General features: G+C 55.5%; 14 protein-coding genes. 6 read left to right on the plus strand and 8 right to left on the minus strand.

All coding sequences use genetic code 11. The features are described 5' to 3' along the window. Positions 1 to 36: 36 nt before the first annotated feature. The 4 genes from alkB to HB664_RS18335 form a co-directional block, all read right to left on the minus strand. Entirely contained in the window at positions 37 to 693 is a 657-nt protein-coding gene (alkB, locus tag HB664_RS18320) for a DNA oxidative demethylase AlkB (protein WP_094934220.1), read from the minus strand. Then, the gene (gene ada, locus HB664_RS18325) at positions 693 to 1751 is read right to left on the minus strand and encodes a bifunctional DNA-binding transcriptional regulator/O6-methylguanine-DNA methyltransferase Ada (RefSeq protein WP_219939957.1); all 1059 of its coding nucleotides are present in this window, start codon (positions 1749 to 1751) and stop codon (positions 693 to 695) included. Before ada ends, alkB begins: the two co-directional genes overlap by 1 nt. A 72-nt stretch (positions 1752 to 1823) precedes the next feature. Further along, a complete protein-coding gene (gene apbE, locus HB664_RS18330) occupies positions 1824 to 2879 on the minus strand; it encodes an FAD:protein FMN transferase ApbE (protein ID WP_033146056.1) in 1056 nt (351 codons plus the stop codon). 114 nt (positions 2880 to 2993) lie between these two features. Continuing rightward, entirely contained in the window at positions 2994 to 4106 is a 1113-nt protein-coding gene (locus tag HB664_RS18335) for a porin OmpC (RefSeq protein ID WP_047060579.1), read from the minus strand. Positions 4107 to 4849: 743 nt separating this feature from the next. Between HB664_RS18335 and rcsD the strand changes: the two genes are divergently transcribed. Both rcsD and rcsB read left to right on the plus strand, forming a co-directional pair. Then, positions 4850 to 7522 (plus strand): phosphotransferase RcsD, encoded by a 2673-nt coding sequence (gene rcsD / locus HB664_RS18340; RefSeq protein ID WP_058841535.1) that lies wholly within the window; start codon positions 4850 to 4852, stop codon positions 7520 to 7522. A gap of 16 nt (positions 7523 to 7538) precedes the next feature. Beyond that, a complete protein-coding gene (gene rcsB / locus HB664_RS18345; protein ID WP_003859405.1) occupies positions 7539 to 8189 on the plus strand; it encodes a response regulator transcription factor RcsB in 651 nt (216 codons plus the stop codon). A 90-nt stretch (positions 8190 to 8279) separates the two neighbouring features. On the opposite strand, the gene rcsC is transcribed toward rcsB, so the two are convergent. Both rcsC and gyrA read right to left on the minus strand, forming a co-directional pair. Beyond that, on the minus strand, positions 8280 to 11126 hold the full coding sequence (rcsC, locus tag HB664_RS18350; protein ID WP_219939958.1) for a two-component system sensor histidine kinase RcsC: 2847 nt from the start codon (positions 11124 to 11126) through the stop codon (positions 8280 to 8282). A 135-nt stretch (positions 11127 to 11261) separates the two neighbouring features. Further along, positions 11262 to 13898, minus strand: coding sequence for a DNA topoisomerase (ATP-hydrolyzing) subunit A (gyrA, locus tag HB664_RS18355; protein ID WP_219939959.1), 2637 nt, complete (start codon positions 13896 to 13898; stop codon positions 11262 to 11264). Between the two features lie 146 nt (positions 13899 to 14044). On the opposite strand from gyrA, the gene ubiG reads away from it, so the two are divergent. From ubiG to yfaE, 4 genes are all read left to right on the plus strand, one after another. Continuing rightward, positions 14045 to 14773 carry a bifunctional 2-polyprenyl-6-hydroxyphenol methylase/3-demethylubiquinol 3-O-methyltransferase UbiG gene (ubiG, locus tag HB664_RS18360; protein WP_048980024.1) on the plus strand — a complete coding sequence of 243 codons (729 nt, stop codon included), beginning with the start codon at positions 14045 to 14047 and terminating at the stop codon, positions 14771 to 14773. A gap of 347 nt (positions 14774 to 15120) precedes the next feature. Beyond that, the gene (nrdA, locus tag HB664_RS18365; RefSeq protein ID WP_023312513.1) at positions 15121 to 17406 is read left to right on the plus strand and encodes a class 1a ribonucleoside-diphosphate reductase subunit alpha; all 2286 of its coding nucleotides are present in this window, start codon (positions 15121 to 15123) and stop codon (positions 17404 to 17406) included. Between the two features lie 49 nt (positions 17407 to 17455). Further along, positions 17456 to 18586, plus strand: coding sequence for a class Ia ribonucleoside-diphosphate reductase subunit beta (gene nrdB, locus HB664_RS18370; protein ID WP_023312514.1), 1131 nt, complete (start codon positions 17456 to 17458; stop codon positions 18584 to 18586). Then, positions 18586 to 18840 (plus strand): class I ribonucleotide reductase maintenance protein YfaE, encoded by a 255-nt coding sequence (yfaE, locus tag HB664_RS18375; protein WP_023294104.1) that lies wholly within the window; start codon positions 18586 to 18588, stop codon positions 18838 to 18840. Before nrdB ends, yfaE begins: the two co-directional genes overlap by 1 nt. Before the next feature lie 105 nt (positions 18841 to 18945). On the opposite strand, the gene glpQ is transcribed toward yfaE, so the two are convergent. Both glpQ and glpT read right to left on the minus strand, forming a co-directional pair. Then, a complete protein-coding gene (glpQ, locus tag HB664_RS18380) occupies positions 18946 to 20004 on the minus strand; it encodes a glycerophosphodiester phosphodiesterase (protein ID WP_143346675.1) in 1059 nt (352 codons plus the stop codon). 11 nt (positions 20005 to 20015) lie between these two features. Continuing rightward, positions 20016 to 21368: a glycerol-3-phosphate transporter gene (gene glpT / locus HB664_RS18385; protein ID WP_045888627.1), complete on the minus strand. Its 1353-nt coding sequence runs from the start codon at positions 21366 to 21368 to the stop codon at positions 20016 to 20018. Between the last annotated feature and the right edge of the window lie 215 nt (positions 21369 to 21583).

Genomic DNA, 21583 nt, shown 5'->3' on the forward strand with positions numbered 1-21583 from the left:
GTGTAAACTGCCCTGCGTGTACATCAAGAATAATTCTTATTTTAGTTTACTGTGCCCCGCCTGACGAAAGGTCAGGTTATAACGGTACTCGCCCGTGAGCGGGTGAACCCCGGGTTTCAGCGGCTGAATGCCGTGATAATACAGCCGCGACTCCCTGCCCCACACCACCACATCGCCATGTTCCAGCATTATGCGCTTGAGCGGGTCGTTGCGGCGTAATCCCCCAAACTGGAAGACGGCAGGCAAACCTAACGATACCGAGACGATAGGCGCGCGCAGATCGGGTTCATCCTTGTCCTGATGCAGCGAGAGCTTCGCGCCAACGGCGTAGCGGTTGATCAGGCAGGCATCCGGCCGGAAGTCAGGATACTGCGCTGCTACGGCGGCCTCGTGGCAGAGAGCCTGAAAAACCGCGGGCATCGGGGGCCACGGCTGGCCGGTAGCGGGATCGTTCGGGGCATACAGATAGCCCCGCTCGTTCGTCGCCCAGCCCAGTTCCCCGCAGTTGGCCATGGCCACCGACATGGTGTAGCCGCCCGGCGTCACCATATGGCGAAACGGCGAAACCGCCGTCACCTCGTCGATACCGGCCAGCAACGCCGCCGCACGGGAGAGCGCAAAGCGGCGCAGGATCACAGCTCCCGGCGCAAGCGGCTCCTGCCAGGGTTCAGCATCCGCAAAAAGATCGAGCATTATCCCTCCTGGCGTTTCGCCTCGCGTTTCAGTAATAGCGCTTTTCGCGCCGTCCCCCAACGGTAACCCGACAGCGCGCCGTCGTTACGAACCACGCGATGACAGGGGATCACAATCGCCAGCGTGTTTGCCGCACAGGCTCCGGCAACGGCGCGTACCGCACTGGGCTGGCCAATCGCCTGCGCCACCTGCCGGTAACTTGCCGTTTCGCCGCAGGGAATGTTGCGAAGGGCCTGCCAGACGCGCTGCTGGAACGCGGTTCCGCGAATATCCAGCGGCAGCGCAAGCGGTACGTCGCGATTATCAATACTGACAATCACCTGCTGGACCCGCTGCGCGAAATCCTCTTCCAGCGGCGCATGTGCTGCTTTTGGAAATTGCGCGGCAAGCTCTTCGGTTAATTCCGCATCGCTGTCACCCAGCAGGATCGCGCAGATCCCCCGCTCGCTTTCTGCCACCAGACAGCGTCCTAACGAACAGTCGCTGATGGCATAACGCACCGCCACATCCCCTTTGCGGTACTGCTTCGCCGTCATGCCCAGCGCATCGTTGGCTTTACGATAATAGCTGCTGCTGTCGGGAAACCCCGCTGCCAGCACGGCGTCGGTAATTTTGTCTCCCTGTGCAAGCGCGGTGCGCAGTCGCTGGCCTCGCGCCGCCTGCTGCCAGGCTTTTGGCGTCATGCCGGTCACGGACTTAAACAGACGGTGGAAATGGAAAGGACTCATGGCGACCTGCTGCGCCAGCCCCTCCAGGGTTAGCGTGGGATCCTGCTCCAGAAGACGGCAGGCGTGTTCCACTTTTGCCAGCTTCTGCTCCTGCGGATCGCGTTTGTCCGGCATGCAGCGCTTGCACGGGCGAAACCCTGCCTGTACGGCGTGGTGGGCATCGGGATAAAAGCGGACGTTTTTACGCAGCGCGTGGCGGGCACGGCATGACGGACGGCAGAAAATTCCCGTCGTCTGCACGGCGAAGACAAACCGCTCGTCAGCGCGCGGATCGCGGGCCAGCACGGCCTGCCAGCGATCCTCATCGGTAATAAAGGTCGGGTTTCTCATTATCGGCTCCTCATGTAAGCATACATAGAGCGTGCCTGAGCGCCAGTGATAAAAAACCCGCAACCTTGCTTTTTAATTTTTGTCGTGCACCAGGAAACTCTTGAACTGCGGCGAGCTCCAGGTTTTGAACCCGTCGCCCTCTTTGGTGATCATATAAACCGCCAGTCCTTCCTGGCGAACCACCTCTTTGGCTTTTTCCGGGCCGAGAACCATTAATCCGGTATCCCAGGCATCCGCTTCCAGCGCGGTGGGGGCAATGACCGTCACCGAGACCAGATTATGCGTGATGGGACGGCCGGTCTGCGGATCGATAACATGCGAAATACGCTTCCCGTCAAGCTCGTAATAGTTACGGTAGCTTCCGGAAGTACTGATGCCGTGACCGTTGATATCCACTATCGCCTGCACGGCATTTTGCCGATCGGTCGGTTTTTGAATCGCTACGCGCCACGGCTTATCGCTGGCGTTCATCCCCCGGCTGACTAACGCGCCGCCCACGGAGACCAGATAGCGGGAAATGCCTTCCTGGGCCATCAGCGCAGCAAGATGATCCGCCGCATACCCTTCCCCAACCGTCGACAGATCGACAAACAGATCGGGGATATCTTTTTGCAGGTACTGTTGCCCGTACTGATTGATCACCGTCAGATGCTGCAGCCCTGTCCGGGCGCGGGCGTCATCAATGGCCGCCTGTTCAGGCGTTGTCATCGGCTGTTTGTTAGGGCCAAATCCCCAGAGGTTCACCAGAGGTCCGACGGTCACATCCATCGCCCCGTTGGTTTTGTAACCCACGCGTATGGATTCGGTCACGATATCGGCCATCGCTTCGCTCACCGGCCACAGGGAGGTACTGGTGGAGAGATTAAAGCGCATCAGCGCCGAGTCATTTTTATAGGTTGAGAGCAGCTGATCGTCGGCATCCAGCTGAGACTGGATTTTGCCGCGAAGTTCATCTGTGCGCGTTTTATCGAGGTTCATCACGCTGACGCGCCAGAAGGTGCCCATCGTTTTGCCTTCGAGCACCGTCGCGGCGGGTGCGTCGGTTTTCGCCACGGGAGTGGGATCGTTACACGCGGTCAGGAAAAAAAGCATAGCCAGAAAGCTGGCGCGTAAAAAAGTCATGTCCATTCATTATTATCCTCATGCCAGGGCGGCAAGAGTACACCAAAACGGGTGAGTTGTGAGAATCCGGGAAGCACAAAAAGGGGGCCATCAGGCCCCTTACGTCACACGGTGAAGCGATTAGAACTGGTAAACCAGGCCCAGCGCGACGATATCGTCAGTACCGATACCCGCCTGACGGGTGAATTCATTTTCATCAACCAGGTTGATTTTGTAATCCACGTAGGTAGACATGTTTTTGTTGAAGTAGTAAGTCGCACCAACATCAACATATTTCAGCAGATCCTGATCGCCGTAACCTTCGATGTCTTTTCCTTTAGACTGCAGGTAAGCCACGGATGGACGCAGGCCGAAGTCGAATTGGTACTGAGCAACCACTTCGAAGTTCTGCGCTTTGTTAGCGAAGCCGTAAGCGGTAGTCGGGCTGCTGCCGTTAGAGGTACCGAAACGGGTTGCGTTGTAGGTCTGGGAGTACTGCGCTGCCAGATAGATGTTGTTGGCATCGTATTTCAGGCCGCCAGAATAGACTTCTGCGTTATCGCCATGACCGTAAACGCTTGCGCCGTTCTGATCGGCGGTACGTTTGGAGGAGGACATTGCGCCGCCCACGCTGAAACCTTCGCCCAGGTTATAGGTCACGGATGCACCGTAGCCGTCGCCGTTCTGTTTCAGCAGGCTACGGCCACCTACGTTTTCACCGCTTACGCTGCCGTTTTTACCCTGATACTGCAGGGCAAAGTTCAGACCATCCACCAGACCGAAGAAGTCCTGGTTACGGTAGGTCGCTACGCCGTTAGCACGGGACTGCAGGAAGTTGTCTGCGCCGTAGGTATCGCCGCCAAATTCTGGCAGAACGTCAGTCCAGGAGGTTACGTCGTAGATTACGCCGTAGTTACGACCGTAATCGAAAGAACCCGCGTCACCGAATTTCAGACCCGCGAACGCCACACGCGTCCAGGCATCGTTTTCGCTTTCGGAGGTGTTGCCCTGGATCTGGTATTCCCACTGGCCGTAACCGGTCAGCTGATCGTTAACCTGAGTTTCGCCTTTGAAGCCAAGACGCATGTAGGTCTGGTCGCCGTCGGCACCCTTGTCGTCAGAGAAATAGTGCAGACCATCGACTTTGCCGTACAGATCTAATTTGTTGCCATCTTTGTTATAAATTTCGGCCGCATTTGCTGCGCCTGCCACCAGGAGTGCTGGTACCAGGAGGGACAGTACTTTAACTTTCATTTTATTAACCCTCTGTTATATGCCTTATAATTGCCACTGCTTACTGGTTAACCCTCATTAACCAGTCGGCAATTTCATTCTCCTCAAAATTACAGAATAATCCAATGCGAATATGATACGAAAACTTTGAAGATGTTTCATTTATCTATCAACATGTTTCAAAATGTAAATATCAAGGAACTTTTACAAAGCACAAATAGCTTAGAAAATTAGCACTTATAATCAAACGAAAAAAACACCACATAAACATCAGTAAGTTACAATAAAATCCGTTACAGCACTGAATGACAAAACAAGATCGCAGCTAATCTCTAAAATAACTCTCGCTATCATCATTAACTTTATTTATTACCGTCATTCAGTTTTGAATGTCTGTTTATCCCTAATTGAACCGGATGCTTCGCATTCGGTTTTTTTTTACCTTTCTTTACGTAACTTCTCTTTTTTTGTGCTACCGCACCGTAATTGTAACGACTATTAACTAAATTCTCGTCGGGTATTCTTCGAAGTCCATAAATTGGTGCAAAACTTAATTTCTTGTTAATTCGTGCTATTTATTGACGGCGTGGGTCGATTATTTGTACGCGCATGGCGAGTTTGTACATGTTTTCTGCACTCTCCGCCGCCGATATTGCCCGGAGAAAAAGTCGCCTCTTCCCGGACAGTCGCGCTGGAAATTCAGTTATTACCCTTTATACTGCCCTATCGCCACAGAGCACGACCATAACGGGTTAAAGATATCAATGAGTCAGACTGAAACTACCGCCCCGAGCAAATTCTCCCTTCTCCCCGGGAGCATCACCCGTTTCTTTCTTCTTTTGATCGTTGTGCTGTTAGTCACCATGGGGGTGATGGTACAAAGCGCGGTTAACGCCTGGCTGAAGGATAAGAGCTATCAGGTCGTGGATATCACCCACGCCGTGCACAAGCGCATAGACACCTGGCGCTACGCCACCTGGCAGATTTACGACAATATCGCGGCTGCCCCGACCTCCTCATCCGGGGATGGACTTCAGGAAACGCGGCTTAAGCAGGATGTCTATTATCTCGAAAAACCGCAGCGTAAGACCGAGGCCCTTATCTTTGGCTCTCACGACAGCGCGACGCTTGAGATGACGCAGCGTATTTCGACCTATCTGGATACCCTCTGGGGTGCCGAAACGGTACCGTGGTCGATGTATTATCTGAACGGTCAGGATAACAGCATGATCCTGATCTCAACGCTGCCGTTAAAAGATCTCTCGTCCGGCTTTAAAGAGACAACCGTGGGCAGCATCGTCGATTCCCGCCGGGCAGAGATGCTGCAGCAGGCGAACGCCCTTGATGAACGTGAGAGTTTCTCTTCCCTGCGTCGTCTGGCCTGGCAAAACGGCCATTATTTTACCCTGCGCACCACGTTCAACCAGCCCGGACATCTGGCGACGGTAGTGGCCTTCGATTTACCGATTAATGATTTAATCCCGCCGGACATGCCGCTCGACAGCTTCCGCCTGGAGCCAGACAGCAGCACCCAGAACATGCGTGCGGCGTCTGACAAAGAGGCCGCAGAGAGCGTATCGATCTCCTTTAACGGCTCGAAAATCGAAATTGCCTCATCGCTGAACTCGACCGGTATGCGCCTGGTGTGGCAGGTACCGTTTGGCACGCTGTTGCTCGACACCCTGCAAAATATCCTGCTGCCTCTGCTGCTGAATATCGGTCTGCTGGCGCTGGCCCTGTTTGGCTACAGCACCTTCCGTTTCCAGACGGGTCGTCAGAGCGACGCCTCTGCGGTTCCGGCCGGCACCAGCAACGAGCTGCGCGTATTGCGTGCACTGAATGAAGAGATTGTTTCCGTGCTGCCGCTTGGGGTCCTGGTTCACGACCAGGAAGCGAATCGTACGGTGATGAGCAATAAAATTGCCGACCATCTGCTGCCGCACCTTAACCTGCAGAACATCACCACCATGGCGGATCAACACCAGGGGGTGATTCAGGCAACCATCAACAATGAACTGTACGAGATCCGTCAGTTCCGCAGCCAGGTGGCTCCCCGCACGCAAATCTTCATTATTCGCGACCAGGATCGCGAAGTGCTGGTCAATAAGAAGCTCAAGCAGGCGCAAAGGCTGTATGAGAAAAACCAGCAGGGGCGCGCCGCATTTATGCAGAACATTGGCGATGCCTTCAAGCAGCCGTTAAAAACGCTGGCGACCCAGGCGGCGGCGTTAAACACCTCTGAAAGCCACCAGCTTGCCTGCCAAGCCGATTCGCTGGTCAGAATGGTTGATGAGATCCAGCTGGCGAACATGCTGGAGAATGATTTCTGGAAGGGAACGCCAGCCCTCTTCTCCATTCAGGATCTGATCGATGAAGTGGTGCCTGAAGTACTGCCCGTCATCAAGCGCAAAGGGCTGCAGCTGCTGATCAATAACAATCTCCCTGCGAATGACGAACGCCACGGCGATCGCGAAGCGCTGCGCCGAATTCTGCTGATGATTATTCAGTATGCCGTGACCACCACGCAGATCGGCAAAATCACCCTTGAAGTCAGCACCGAGGAGTCGGCAGAAGACCGTCTGACGTTCCGCATCCTGGACACCGGGGAAGGCGTAACAACGAGTGAAATTGATAATCTGCACTTCCCGTTCCTGAATGACACGCAGAGCGATCGCTACGGCAAGGCCAATGCCCTGACCTTCTGGCTGTGCGATCAGCTGGCGCGTAAGCTCGGCGGCCACCTGAACATCAAAGCACGTGAATCCCTCGGCACCCGCTATTCTCTGCACGTGAAAATGGCGGCCAATCCGCAGGAAGAAGATGAGGAACGTCTGCTGGATGACGTCGTGGTGATGGTCGACGTGACCTCGAACGAGATCCGCAATATTGTCGTTCGTCAGTTAGAAAATTGGGGTGCGGCCTGCATCACGCCGGATGAAAGACTTGCAAGTCAAGAATTTGATCTGTTTTTAACTGATAATCCGTCTAATCTTACTGCCTCCGGCTTGCTTTTAAGCGATGATGAGTCAGGCGTGCGGAAAATCGGCCCTGGCCAGCTGCGCGTCAACTTTAATATAAGCAATGCGATGCAGGAAGCTGTACTACAACTAATAGAAGAGCAGCTGGCGCAGGAAGAGATAACGGAGTCACCGTTAGGCGGCAATGAAAATGCCGAGCTTCACGCCAGCGGATACTATTCACTCTTTGTTGATACAGTACCAGATGATGTTAAGCGGTTGTATACTGAGTCCGCTGCGAATGATTTTGCAGCGCTGGCACAGACAGCACACCGGCTTAAAGGGGTGTTTGCCATGCTTAATCTGGTTCCCGGCAAGCAGTTATGTGAAACGCTGGAACATCTAATTCGTGAGAAAGATGCCTCTGGCATTGAAAAATACATCAGCGACATTGACGCCTACGTCAAAAGCTTGCTGTAGCAAGGTAGCCTTATACATGAACAATATGAACGTAATTATTGCCGATGACCATCCGATTGTACTGTTCGGTATTCGCAAATCACTTGAACAGATCGAGTGGGTGAATGTAGTCGGTGAATTTGAAGACTCTACAGCACTGATCAATAACCTCCCAAAGCTTGATGCGCACGTGCTCATTACCGATCTCTCCATGCCTGGGGACAAATACGGTGATGGGATCACGCTCATCAAATACATTAAGCGTCACTTCCCGGATATCTCGATCATTGTTCTGACCATGAACAACAACCCGGCAATCCTGAGCGCGGTGTTGGATCTGGACATCGAAGGGATTGTGCTGAAACAGGGCGCCCCGACCGATCTGCCAAAAGCGCTCGCTGCGCTGCAGAAAGGCAAGAAGTTCACGCCTGAGAGCGTCTCTCGTCTGCTGGAAAAAATCAGCGCGGGTGGCTACGGTGACAAACGCCTGTCCCCGAAAGAGAGTGAAGTTCTGCGCCTGTTCGCAGAAGGTTTCCTGGTAACCGAGATTGCCAAGAAGCTGAACCGCAGCATTAAAACCATCAGCAGCCAGAAGAAATCAGCGATGATGAAGCTGGGCGTGGACAACGATATTGCTCTGCTGAACTATCTCTCCTCCGTTACGCTGAGCGCAACGGACAAGGATTGATCCCGGACGGGTGTGCGGCCTGATGCCTTCACCCCGTCCCTCTCCCGCGGGGAGAGGGTGAAAAAACGAAAAGGCCCTTACGGGCCTTTTTTATATTCTGGTTTTTCTCACGCGATCCGCGTAAATCGACAATGTCTGCTTCAGCACGTCCAGCGTCACCGGTTTCGACAGACAGCTGTCCATGCCTGACTCCAGACAACGCTGTTTCTCTTCCGCCAGCGCGTTCGCCGTTACGCCCACTACCGGCAGCGTCAGGCCAAGCTGTCGGATGCGCTGCGTCAGACGGTAGCCGTCCATGTTTGGCATGTTGACGTCGCTAAGCACGATATCAATATGATTTTTACTCAGCACATTCAGCGCATCCACGCCGTCATTGGCGGTTTTGCACTGGTAGCCCAGCGATCCAAGCTGGTCAGCCAGCAGGCGACGGTTAATCGGATGGTCATCCACCACCAGAATCATCATATCGTCATTCACCGACGCCAGAGACTCCGGTGACGGCAATCCGCCCGCACCGTCGCGCTCTTCCAGCTCCACTTTGTAGATGCGCGCCAGCAGGCTCAACAGCTCGTGCGGCGTTGCAACACTGTGTACCCATTCCCCGGGCACACGCTCGACAGGAATGCCTATGTGGCGACGGCAGAAGAGCACTGCCCCTCTCCCCTGCCACGGCTGCTCCGGCATCTCGTCGGCAATCAGCACATCGTCCACATCCGGTGTTTGACCTTCATAGAGACACACCCTCACGCCGCTGTGGGCAAGCAGCGCCGTCAGGTAGTCATTCAGCGAGGCGTTATGCACCGCCAGCCAGCAGCGCTTGTCGCTCAGCCCGTCCACCGTCGCTTTTGCCGGATACTGCGCCGAATAGAGCGGAATACGGATGGTGAACTGGCTGCCCATGCCGGGCTCGGTATCCACAGAGATATCGCCGTCCATCATGCTGACGAGCTTCTCACAAATCGCCAGCCCCAGTCCGGTGCCCTGGAAGTTACGCTGCACGCCGGTCCCGACCTGGAAGAACGGGTCGAACAGGCGGACCACTTCCTTCGCCGGGATGCCGACGCCCGTGTCGCGCACGCGAATGCTCAGGTAATCCCCCGCCCGGCAGACGTGCAACACGATACAGCCAACGTCGGTGAATTTGATGGCGTTGCTGAGCAGGTTAGAAATGACCTGCTGCAGGCGCATCGGATCGCCGTGCAGCGTCAGCGGCACGTCAGGTTCAATAAAGCAGTAGAGCCCCAGCTGTTTACGCACCACCAGCGGCAGATAGTTGGCGCTGATGTGGTTCATCACCTCGCGCGGCGAGAACTCCCGCGGTTCGATTTTCAGCTGCTCAGACTCAATTTTAGAGAAGTCGAGAATATCGCTGATGATTTTCAGCAGCAGGCTGGAGGAGTTGTTCATTGCCGTCACCAGCCTGTCGACCCCTTTCGGCAACTCTTTGGTCTGCAGCAGGTCGAGGTTACCGATGATCCCGTACAGCGGCGTTCGCAGCTCGTGGCTGACGGTGGCAAGGAACATGGATTTCGACTGGCTGGCCTGCTCCGCGGCCTGCGCCATCTCCTGCAACGACTCTTCCATCTTCACGCGCGCGGAGACATCCACCAGCACGCAAATCGCCACGTTTTCATTGCGATAGCGGGAATGCACAAAGCTGATCTGCTGGTTGGTGTGCGTGCTGGTGAGCACGTCGACAAAGTTAACCTGCTGACCGCAGATAATTTGCGTCAGCCTCTGGCGGTCCTCGTGCGTCAGCATGTTCAGGTAGTTATGCGCCAGCTCGTTACTCAGGATGTTGGTTCCGTCCTGGGTACGCAGAATGCAGATCCCCACCGGCGCCGACGCGACAATCTTCCGGTTAAACTGCTCGTGTTCCTCCAGCCGCTGGGCGTCGCTTTCGGCCGGAATAAAGATTTTCCGCTCATACATGCGCGCCAGGGTAAACAGCGCCCCGCCCGCGATCAGGTTCAGCAGAATCGCATTCATGATGAGAATACGTATCCGCTCAAGCACCATATCCACCGGCAGCGAATAGACAATACTCAGCGACGAAGGCGGCAGGCTCTTCTTCAGCACCAGCTCGCGGAAGCCAGAGGTATAGCCAAACCACGACCGCTCCTGCATCCAGTGCGGTTCGACGTTTAACCGGTTATCCGGCCCGGCGAGTGAGATCAGCTGATGACCGTTTTCATCCAGAATGGTCACCCCCATAGGCAGGCTGCCCGGAGTGAAAAAGTTTTCCATGCGAATGGTCTGCTCAATCCCCAGCAGCGCCTGCAGGCGATTGCCCAGATACACCGGCGTCAGGGCGTAGAAATAGCCCACGCCCGGTCGCGGGCCCTGGCTAACCCAGAAGATGTTATTCCCGCGCTCGTCCTGCGGCGCATTGCGATATTTCACAATACGTTCATGCAGGCTTTTCAGCGCATCGTCACGCTCAACGGGCACGTCGCGCAGGCCAAAGTCAGCCATGCAGAGATTTTCACTGCCAATCAGGAATACGCGGTTCAGGTCATAGGCGGCGGAGAAATTGTCGCGCCAGTAGCGCATAAACCAGGCAAGGGATTCCAGCGACCCGCGCCAGGTATTGCTCATGGTGGAGCAATCGGAATCCGGGAACAGCGGCTGGAAGTCCGGTACTTCGGTTTTGTCGTTACGCCCGCGAAGCGCAAGAATGCCGTTTTCCGCCGTCAGACGATTTTCGGCAATATACTTCAGCTCCTTCATCACGTCAGACGTTCGCTGAATGTAGCGCTGGGCCTGGTCGGAGCTTAAGTTAAACTCCTGGCGGATCTCCGCTTCTTTCTGGTGTAGCGCGTTAACGATGTAAAACACCGAGAACAAGGCCACCAGCAGCCAAAGCAAGAGCGCCAGCGCCCGAAACAGATAGCGAGAAACTTTCAGCGTAGTACGAAAGGAGACGAGGTATTTCAAGGGGGCGAGGCTCCGCCGTCGGGGTCAAAAGAATGTGGTTAAGGTAGCGGTAAACGCGCCAGGTCGCAACGTTGACTTATCTGCTTGTGCAAAAGAAAAGGGCCGGAATCCGGCCCTTTTTTGCATCAGGAGACATTACTCGTCAGCGTCATCCGCTACGTCATCGTCGGTGTCGACTTCCGGCGCGATATCATCATCGCCTTCCGCAACGCTACCGTCGATGGAATCGAGCTCTTCGTCATCCACCGGCTCAGCAACGCGCTGCAGACCCACCACGTTTTCATCTTCCGCTGTACGGATGAGGATCACGCCCTGGGTGTTACGCCCAACCACGCTGATCTCAGAGACGCGGGTACGCACCAGCGTACCGGCATCGGTGATCATCATGATCTGATCGGCATCGTCTACCTGCACCGCGCCCACAACGGAACCGTTGCGCTCGGTCACTTTGATAGAGATAACGCCCTGCGTGCCGCGAGACTTGGTTGGGTATTCCCCTTCCGCCGTACGTTTACCGTAACCATTCTGCGTCACGGTCAGGATAGCCCCTTCACCGCGCGGAATAATCAGAGAAACAACGCTGTCTTCGCCAGCCAGTTTGATACCACGGACGCCCGTAGCAGTGCGACCCATTGCACGAACGGCGTTCTCTTTAAAGCGCACCACTTTACCGGCCGCAGAGAACAGCATCACTTCATCAGAACCGGAGGTCAGATCCACACCGATCAGCTCGTCGCCTTCGTTCAGGTTCACCGCGATGATCCCGGCGGAACGTGGGCGGCTGAACTCGGTCAGCGCGGTTTTCTTCACGGTACCGCTGGCGGTCGCCATAAAGACGTTCACGCCCTCTTCGTACTCGCGTACCGGCAGGATGGCGGTGATACGTTCATTCGCTTCCAGCGGCAGCAGGTTAACGATTGGACGGCCACGCGCGCCACGGCTCGCTTCCGGCAGCTGATAGACTTTCATCCAGTACAGACGACCGCGGCTGGAGAAGCAGAGGATCGTGTCATGGGTGTTCGCCACCAGCAGGCGGTCAATAAAGTCTTCTTCTTTAATGCGTGCCGCAGATTTACCTTTACCGCCACGACGCTGTGCTTCGTAGTCGGTCAGCGGCTGATACTTCACATAGCCCTGGTGAGACAGGGTGACCACCACGTCTTCGCGGTTGATCAGATCTTCAATGTTGATATCAGAGCTGTTCGCGGTGATTTCGGTGCGGCGCGCGTCGCCGAACTGATCGCGGACCAGCTCCAGCTCTTCACGGATCACTTCCATCAGACGCTCTGCGCTGCCCAGGATATGCAGCAGTTCAGCAATCTGTTCCAGCAGCTCTTTGTATTCGTCGAGCAGTTTCTCGTGCTCAAGGCCGGTCAGTTTCTGCAGACGCAGATCCAGAATCGCCTGAGCCTGCTGTTCAGTCAGGTAATACTGACCGTCACGCACGCCGAACTCAGGTTCCAGCCACTCAGGACGCGCTGCGTCATCGCCCGCACGTTCCAGCATCGCGGCGACGTTACCCAGATCCCACGGACGGGAAATCAGGGCGGCTTTCGCCTCCGCTGGGGTTGGCGCACGACGGATCAGTTCGATGATCGGGTCGATGTTGGCCAGCGCAACCGCCAGCGCTTCAAGGATGTGCGCACGGTCGCGCGCTTTGCGCAGTTCGAAGATGGTACGACGGGTCACAACTTCACGGCGGTGACGCACGAACGCGCTCAGAATCTCTTTCAGGTTCATGATCTTCGGCTGACCATGGTGCAGCGCAACCATGTTGATACCGAAGGAAACCTGAAGCTGAGTCTGGGAGTACAGGTTGTTCAGCACAACCTCACCCACCGCGTCGCGTTTGATCTCAATCACGATGCGCATACCGTCTTTGTCAGACTCGTCACGCAGCGCGCTGATGCCTTCAACGCGTTTTTCTTTTACCAGCTCGGCGATTTTTTCAATCAGACGCGCTTTGTTCACCTGATACGGGATCTCGTGAACAATGATGGTTTCACGGCCGGTTTTAGCGTCCGCTTCCACTTCGGCGCGGGCACGGATGTAAATCTTGCCGCGGCCGGTGCGGTACGCTTCTTCAATACCGCGACGACCGTTGATGATCGCCGCCGTCGGGAAGTCCGGACCCGGGATGTGTTCCATCAGCCCTTCAATGCTGATGTCTTCATCGTCGATATAGGCCAGGCAGCCGTTGATCACTTCGGTGATATTGTGCGGCGGAATGTTGGTCGCCATACCGACCGCGATACCGGACGAACCGTTAACCAGCAGGTTCGGGATCTTGGTTGGCATCACATCTGGGATGCGCTCGGTGCCGTCGTAGTTATCGACGAAATCAACGGTCTCTTTTTCCAGGTCGGCCATCAGCTCATGAGCGATTTTCGACATACGGATTTCCGTATAACGCATCGCCGCAGCGGAGTCGCCGTCGACTGAACCAAAGTTACCCTGACCATCTACCAGCATGTAACGCAAGGAGAATGGCTGCGCCATACGAACGATGGTGTCATAAACGGCGGTATCACCATGCGGGTGATATTTACCGATGACGTCACCGACGACGCGGGCAGATTTTTTATAGGCTTTATTCCAGTCATTGCCCAATACGTTCATGGCGTATAGTACGCGACGGTGTACCGGCTTAAGGCCATCGCGGACGTCCGGCAGCGCACGGCCAACAATGACCGACATCGCATAGTCCAGATAGGAGCTCTTCAGCTCTTCCTCGATGTTAACCGGTGTAATTTCTCTCGCAAGGTCGCTCATCTAACCGCTATCCCTCTACTGTATCCCGGATTCAAAGGTCGCAAATTATAACACAGCCGAGGTGATTGAGGTAAACCTATACGCTTTATTCACGGGGATTGCCTGATATACTCCTTTGTCTTGCTAAATAAGGAGTAAAAGCGCCCATGAATGCCGAAAAATCCCCGGTGGTTCACAACGTTGACCACGAAGAGATTGCCAAATTTGAAGCGGTGGCGTCCCGCTGGTGGGATCTCGAAGGTGAGTTCAAACCGCTGCATCGCATTAACCCGCTGCGTCTGGGCTATATCGCGGAGCGTTCCGGCGGTCTGTTCGGTAAGAAAGTGCTCGACGTCGGCTGCGGCGGCGGCATCCTGGCTGAGAGCATGGCGCGCGAAGGGGCGAATGTTACGGGCCTGGATATGGGCTTTGAACCGCTCCAGGTGGCCCGCCTTCACGCGCTGGAGTCCGGCATACAGGTGGAATACGTGCAGGAAACCGTGGAAGAGCACGCGGCAAAACACGCCCATCAGTACGATGTGGTGACCTGCATGGAGATGCTGGAGCACGTTCCCGATCCGCAGTCGGTGGTGCACGCCTGTGCAAAACTGGTGAAACCGGGCGGCCAGGTCTTCTTCTCAACCATCAACCGTAACGGTAAAGCCTGGCTGATGGCCGTTGTCGGCGCGGAGTATGTGCTGCGCATGGTGCCGAAAGGGACGCACGACGTGAAGAAATTCATCAAGCCTGCGGAACTGTTAGGCTGGGTTGACCAGACGTGGCTCAAAGAGCAGCACATCACCGGCCTGCACTACAATCCGTTGACCGATAAATTCAAGCTCGCACCGGGCGTAGATGTTAACTATATGTTGCATACCACCGCCAAAAACGACTAACGTCATTCGTTATTCTTATAAAGATTGCGCGACATCATGTTGCGCAATTCTGACCTCCCGTTGAAGAAATCAGCACTCGATCAAATTTTGAATTTTTTTTCTTAATTATTGACATGTCTTCCAGGCCTTACGGTACGAGGACTTAGCCTTTTTTACCCTTTCACAACCTCAATTTAACGCCAAAATCAACCCTTGTGCTGAAAAGATTCGATACTAGAATACTCACCATATAGCGTTTTTCTTATCGCAAACCCCCTACATGTAGTATTTATCCACAGAGTTAGTCACAAGACGGATCTGTGGATAAACGGGGGATATTTTTTATTTCACGGACAGGTAAAACCCACATGAATCAGAGTCTGCTGGTGACAAAGCGCGACGGTACTACCGAGCGTATCAATCTGGACAAAATCCATCGAGTTCTCGACTGGGCAGCAGAAGGACTGAACAACGTATCTATCTCCCAGGTTGAACTGCGTTCCCACATTCAGTTCTACGACGGCATCAAAACGTCTGATATCCACGAAACAATCATTAAAGCAGCGGCAGACCTCATCTCCCGCGAAGCACCGGATTATCAGTACCTCGCTGCACGTCTGGCGATTTTCCACCTGCGTAAAAAAGCCTACGGCCAGTTTGAGCCGCCGAAGCTTTACGATCACGTCGTGAAAATGGTTGAGCTGGGCAAATACGACACGCATCTGCTGGAAGACTATACGGAAGAAGAGTTCGAGCAGATGAACGGGTTTATCGATCACTGGCGCGACATGAACTTCTCCTACGCGGCGGTGAAGCAGCTCGAAGGCAAATACCTGGTTCAGAACCGCGTAACCGGTGAGATCTACGAAAGCGCCCAGTTCCTCTATATTCTGGTGGCCGCCTGCCTGTTCTCTAACTACCCGCGTGACACCCGTCTGGAATACGTGAAGCGTTTCTACGATGCGGTATCCACGTTCAAGATTTCTCTGCCGACGCCAATCATGTCTGGCGTGCGTACCCCAACCCGTCAGTTCAGCTCCTGCGTACTGATCGAGTGTGGTGACAGCCTGGATTCCATCAACGCCACCTCCAGCGCCATCGTGAAATACGTCTCCCAGCGTGCCGGTATCGGCATCAACGCCGGTCGCATCCGTGCGCTGGGCAGCCCGATTCGCGGCGGTGAAGCGTTCCACACCGGCTGTATCCCGTTCTATAAACACTTCCAGACGGCAGTAAAATCCTGCTCTCAGGGCGGCGTGCGCGGCGGTGCTGCGACCCTGTTCTACCCAATGTGGCACCTGGAAGTGGAAAGCCTGCTGGTTCTGAAAAACAACCGCGGCGTGGAAGGCAACCGCGTGCGTCACATGGACTACGGCGTGCAGATCAACAAGCTGATGTACACCCGTCTGCTGAAAGGCGAAGACATCACCCTGTTCAGCCCGTCAGACGTTCCGGGCCTGTATGACGCGTTCTTTGCCGATCAGGACGAGTTCGAGCGTCTGTACACCAAATACGAAAAAGACGACAGCATCCGCAAGCAGCGCGTGAAGGCGGTAGACCTGTTCTCCCTGATGATGCAGGAACGTGCCTCTACCGGCCGTATCTACATCCAGAACGTGGACCACTGCAACACCCACAGCCCGTTTGATCCAGTAGTTGCGCCAGTGCGCCAGTCTAACCTGTGCCTGGAGATCGCCCTGCCGACCAAACCGCTGGAAGACGTGAACGACGAAAACGGCGAAATCGCGCTGTGTACGCTTTCCGCGTTCAACCTGGGCGCAATTAAGAGCCTGGACGAGCTGGAAGAGCTGGCGGTGCTGGCGGTTCGCGCGCTCGACGCCCTGCTGGACTACCAGGATTACCCAATCCCGGCCGCTAAACGCGGTGCAATGGGCCGCCGTACCCTGGGTATCGGCGTGATCAACTTCGCCTACTGGCTGGCGAAAAACGGCAAGCGTTACTCCGACGGCAGCGCTAACAACCTGACGCACCAGACGTTCGAAGCGATTCAGTACTACCTGATGAAAGCCTCTAACGAGCTGGCGAAAGAGCAAGGCGCGTGCCCGTGGTTCAACGAAACCACCTACGCGAAAGGCATTCTGCCAATCGATACCTACAAGAAAGACCTGGATGCGATCGTCAGCGAGCCGCTGCATCTCGACTGGGAAGGTCTGCGCGAGTCCATCAAGACCCATGGCCTGCGTAACTCTACGCTCTCTGCCCTGATGCCGTCCGAGACCTCTTCGCAGATCTCTAACGCCACCAACGGTATTGAACCGCCGCGCGGCCACGTCAGCATCAAAGCGTCAAAAGACGGCGTGCTGCGTCAGGTGGTACCGGATTACGAAACGCTGGGTAATAACTACGAGCTGCTGTGGGAAATGCCGAACAACGACGGCTACCTGCAGCTGGTGGGTATCATGCAGAAGTTTATCGACCAGTCGATCTCTGCCAATACCAACTATGACCCGACGCGCTTCCCGTCCGGCAAGGTACCGATGCAGCAGCTGCTGAAAGACCTGCTCACCGCCTACAAATTTGGAGTGAAAACGCTGTACTATCACAACACCCGTGACGGTGCGGAAGACGCGCAGGACGACATGGTACCGTCAATTCAGGACGATGGCTGCGAAAGCGGCGCATGTAAGATCTAATGAAGGGCGGGGATACCCCCGCCTTTATTTCGTAAGACAGGACACACTCATGGCATATACCACCTTTTCACAGACGAAAAACGACCAGCTCAAAGAGCCGATGTTCTTCGGCCAGCCGGTCAACGTGGCACGCTACGATCAGCAAAAATATGACATCTTCGAAAAGCTGATTGAAAAGCAACTCTCCTTCTTCTGGCGCCCGGAAGAAGTGGACGTCTCCCGCGACCGTATTGACTACCAGTCGCTGCCGGATCACGAAAAACATATCTTCATCAGCAACCTGAAGTACCAGACGCTGCTGGACTCCATTCAGGGTCGTAGCCCGAACGTGGCGCTGCTGCCGCTGATCTCCATTCCTGAGCTGGAAACCTGGGTGGAAACCTGGGCGTTCTCCGAGACTATCCACTCCCGCTCTTACACCCACATCATCCGCAACATCGTGAACGATCCGGCGGTGGTGTTTGACGATATCGTCACCAACGAGCAGATCCAGAAGCGCGCGGAAGGCATTGCCCATTACTACGACGAGCTGATCGAGATGACCAGCTACTGGCATTTGCTGGGCGAAGGTACGCACAACGTGAACGGTAAAACCATCACCGTTAACCTGCGCGCGCTGAAAAAACAGCTGTACCTGTGCCTGATGAGCGTCAACGCGCTGGAAGCGATCCGCTTCTACGTGAGCTTCGCCTGCTCCTTCGCCTTTGCAGAGCGCAAGCTGATGGAAGGCAACGCCAAAATCATTCGTCTGATCGCCCGCGATGAAGCCCTGCACCTGACCGGTACCCAGCACATGCTGAACCTGCTGCGCAGCGGGACGGACGATCCGGAGATGGCGGAAATTGCCGAAGAGTGCAAGCAGGAGTGCTACGACCTGTTCGTGCTGGCGGCTCAGCAAGAGAAAGAGTGGGCAGACTACCTGTTCCGCGACGGCTCCATGATTGGCCTGAACAAAGACATCCTGTGCCAGTACGTTGAGTACATCACCAACATCCGTATGCAGGCCGTCGGTCTTGACCTGCCGTTCCAGACGCGCTCTAACCCAATCCCGTGGATCAACACCTGGCTGGTGTCCGATAACGTGCAGGTTGCGCCGCAGGAAGTGGAAGTCAGCTCTTATCTGGTCGGTCAGATTGATTCTGAAGTCAACACCGACGACCTGAGCAACTTCCAGCTCTGATGTCACGCGTCACGCTACGTCTTTCCGGCACTGAGGTACTGTGTCGGGAGGAGCACCCTTCTCTGCTGGTGGCGCTTGAGGCGCATCAGGTAGAAGTAGAGTACCAGTGTCGTTCCGGCTACTGCGGCTCCTGCCGCTGCCGTCTGGTCGCCGGCCAGGTGGACTGGCTGACCGAGCCGCTGGCCTTTATCAACGAAGGGGAAATTTTGCCCTGCTGCTGCCGGGCAAAAGGTGATATAGAGATCGAGATGTGATGTTGTCCGTATCCCCTCTCCCGGTGGGAGAGGGTTAGGGTTAGGGTATCAGGCCGCAGAGCCTGATTGTCGGGTGGCGGCTTCGCCTTACCCGACCTGCCAAACCTACTTCCGGTGAATGAATTCGACCGCTTTATCCGGGAAATCCGTAAACAGTCCGTCCACGCCCGCCTGGTTATACAACACCTCATAAAGCTGATTCACGTCCGTGGCATACGGCGGCAGCTGGTCTGCACGCACGGTATACGGATGCACCTGCATCTTGCTGGCGTGCGCCTCTTTCACCATCGCCGTCAGCTTCACGTGGCCCGGCGCTGAGCCTTCCGCCACCAGCATGTGGTAATCCGGCCCGATGCCGTCGGCGTACTGCGCAATCTGCTTCATCGCGCCCGGCTTAAACATCCAGTCGTAGCTGTAGTTCACCCACTTGCCGTCCGGCTGCTTCTCCTGGGTTTCATTCCAGTCGGTATAGGCAATCAGCTGCACCAGATTGAGGTTCATCCCCATCTTCGGCTCCAGCTCGGTTTTGATGCGCTTCAGCTCGGCGGCGTCAAAACACTGCAGGTAGACTTTGTCCTTCTTGCTGGTGTAGCCGTACTGTTTCAGCACCTCCAGCGTCTTCGCGGCAATGTCTTTGCCTTCCTGATGGTGGAACCACGGCGCTTTGATCTCCGGGTAGATGCCGATATTTTTACCGGTTGAGTGGTTCAGCCCCTGAACAAACTCAATCTCTTCCTGGAAGGTATGGATCCGGAAGTCAGACTTGCCCATCGGGAAACGTCCCGGATAGACCTGCACCTTCTTGCCGTTTTCAATCTCGAAGCCCTCGGTAAACTTCAGGGAACGGATCTCCGCCAGGGTGAAATCAATGGCGTAGTAGCGGCCATCTTTGCGCGCGCGGTCCGGGTATCGATCCGCCACGTCCGTCACGCGGTCAAGATAGTGGTCATGCAGGACGACCAGCTGGTCGTCCTTCGTCATAACCAGATCCTGCTCCAGATAATCCGCGCCCTGGGCATAGGCCATCGCTTTCGCCGGGAGCGTATGCTCCGGCAGATAGCCGCTGGCGCCGCGGTGGGCAATAACGATTTTATCCGCCGCCAGCGCGGAGCCTGTCATCAGGCCCGCCAGCAGCAGGCCGGTTGTTACGTAAGATGATTTCATCGCAATGCTCCTTATTGACGACGCGCCAGCACTTCCGCGTGGTGACGTTTCTCACCGATCATGACCACAATGAGCAGCAGTACCGCCAGCACGCTGCCGCCGATCATCACCATAAAGCCGCCGTCCCAGCCGAAGAAGTCAACGGTGTAGCCCACGATAGCGCTCGCCGCGACCGAACCGCCCAGGTAGCCGAACAGACCGGTAAAGCCTGCCGCCGTGCCTGCCGCTTTCTTCGGCGCCAGTTCCAGCGCGTGCAGACCGATCAGCATCACCGGACCGTAAATCAGGAAGCCAATAACAATCATGCAGGCCATGTCTACTGATGGGTTACCCGGCGGGTTGAGCCAGTAAACGACGGTCGCGATGGTGACCAGGGTCATAAAGAACACGCCCGTCGCGCCGCGGTTGCCTTTAAACACCTTGTCCGACATCCAGCCGCAAAGCAGCGTGCCCGGGATCCCGGCATATTCATACAGGAAATAGGCCCAGGACGATTTATCCAGCGCGAAGTGCTTCACCTCTTTCAGGTAGGTCGGGGACCAGTCCAGAATGCCGTAGCGCAGCAGATAAACGAACACGTTCGCCACCGCGATGTACCACAGCAGCTTGTTCGGCAGGACGTACTTCATGAAGATCTGTTTTGCGGTCAGCTCTTCTTCGTGCTCCTTGCTGTAATCATCCGGATAGTCGTTTTTGTACTCTTCAATCGGCGGCAGGCCGCAGGATTGCGGCGTATCGCGCATCAGCGCAAAGGCGATAATTGCCACGACGATTGCGCCAAAGGCAGGCATATAGAGCGCTGCGTGCCAGTCGTTGAACCAGGCCATCCCCAGCAGGAACAGCAGCGGCGGGATACCGCCACCGACGTTATGCGCGCAGTTCCACACCGACACGATGCCGCCGCGTTCCTTCTGCGACCACCAGTGCACCATGGTACGTCCGCACGGCGGCCACCCCATCCCCTGGAACCAGCCGCAGAGGAACAGCAGCACGAACATGACGGCGATGCTGGAGGTTGCCCACGGCACAAAGCCCATGAACAGCATGACCGCAGCCGCCAGGATCAGGCCGGCGGGCAGGAACACGCGCGGATTCGAGCGATCCGATACCGACCCCATGATGAATTTGGAAAAACCGTAGGCGATTGAGATCCCCGACAGCGCGAACCCCAGATCGCCGCGGGAGAAGCCCTGCTCCACCAGATACGGCATCGCGAGCGCGAAGTTTTTACGTACAAGGTAGTACGCCGCGTACCCGAAGAAGATCCCCAGGAAAATTTGCCAGCGCAGACGGCGGTATAGCGGATCAATTTCTGCCTCTGGCAGACGCGCCCTGTGCGGCGCAGGTTTGAAGATACTGAGCATAACAGCCTCCGTGGCCTTGAATTGAATGGGCAGGTGGCTCGCACCTGAATTCCAGAGGCGGGGATGTTAAGAAATCACGGTGATTGTTACTGTGAATCAACGCACAGATTGTTACAGAAATATGACAGAATGCGCAAAAAAGCGCATGAAATCACGTTCCACTTTCGAATTTCGCGCGTTTATGTTCGAAATCAAACAAACCACACTATTGATAT

The organism is Enterobacter sp. DNB-S2 (assembly GCF_019443845.1).
Classification (GTDB): domain Bacteria; phylum Pseudomonadota; class Gammaproteobacteria; order Enterobacterales; family Enterobacteriaceae; genus Enterobacter; species Enterobacter asburiae_B.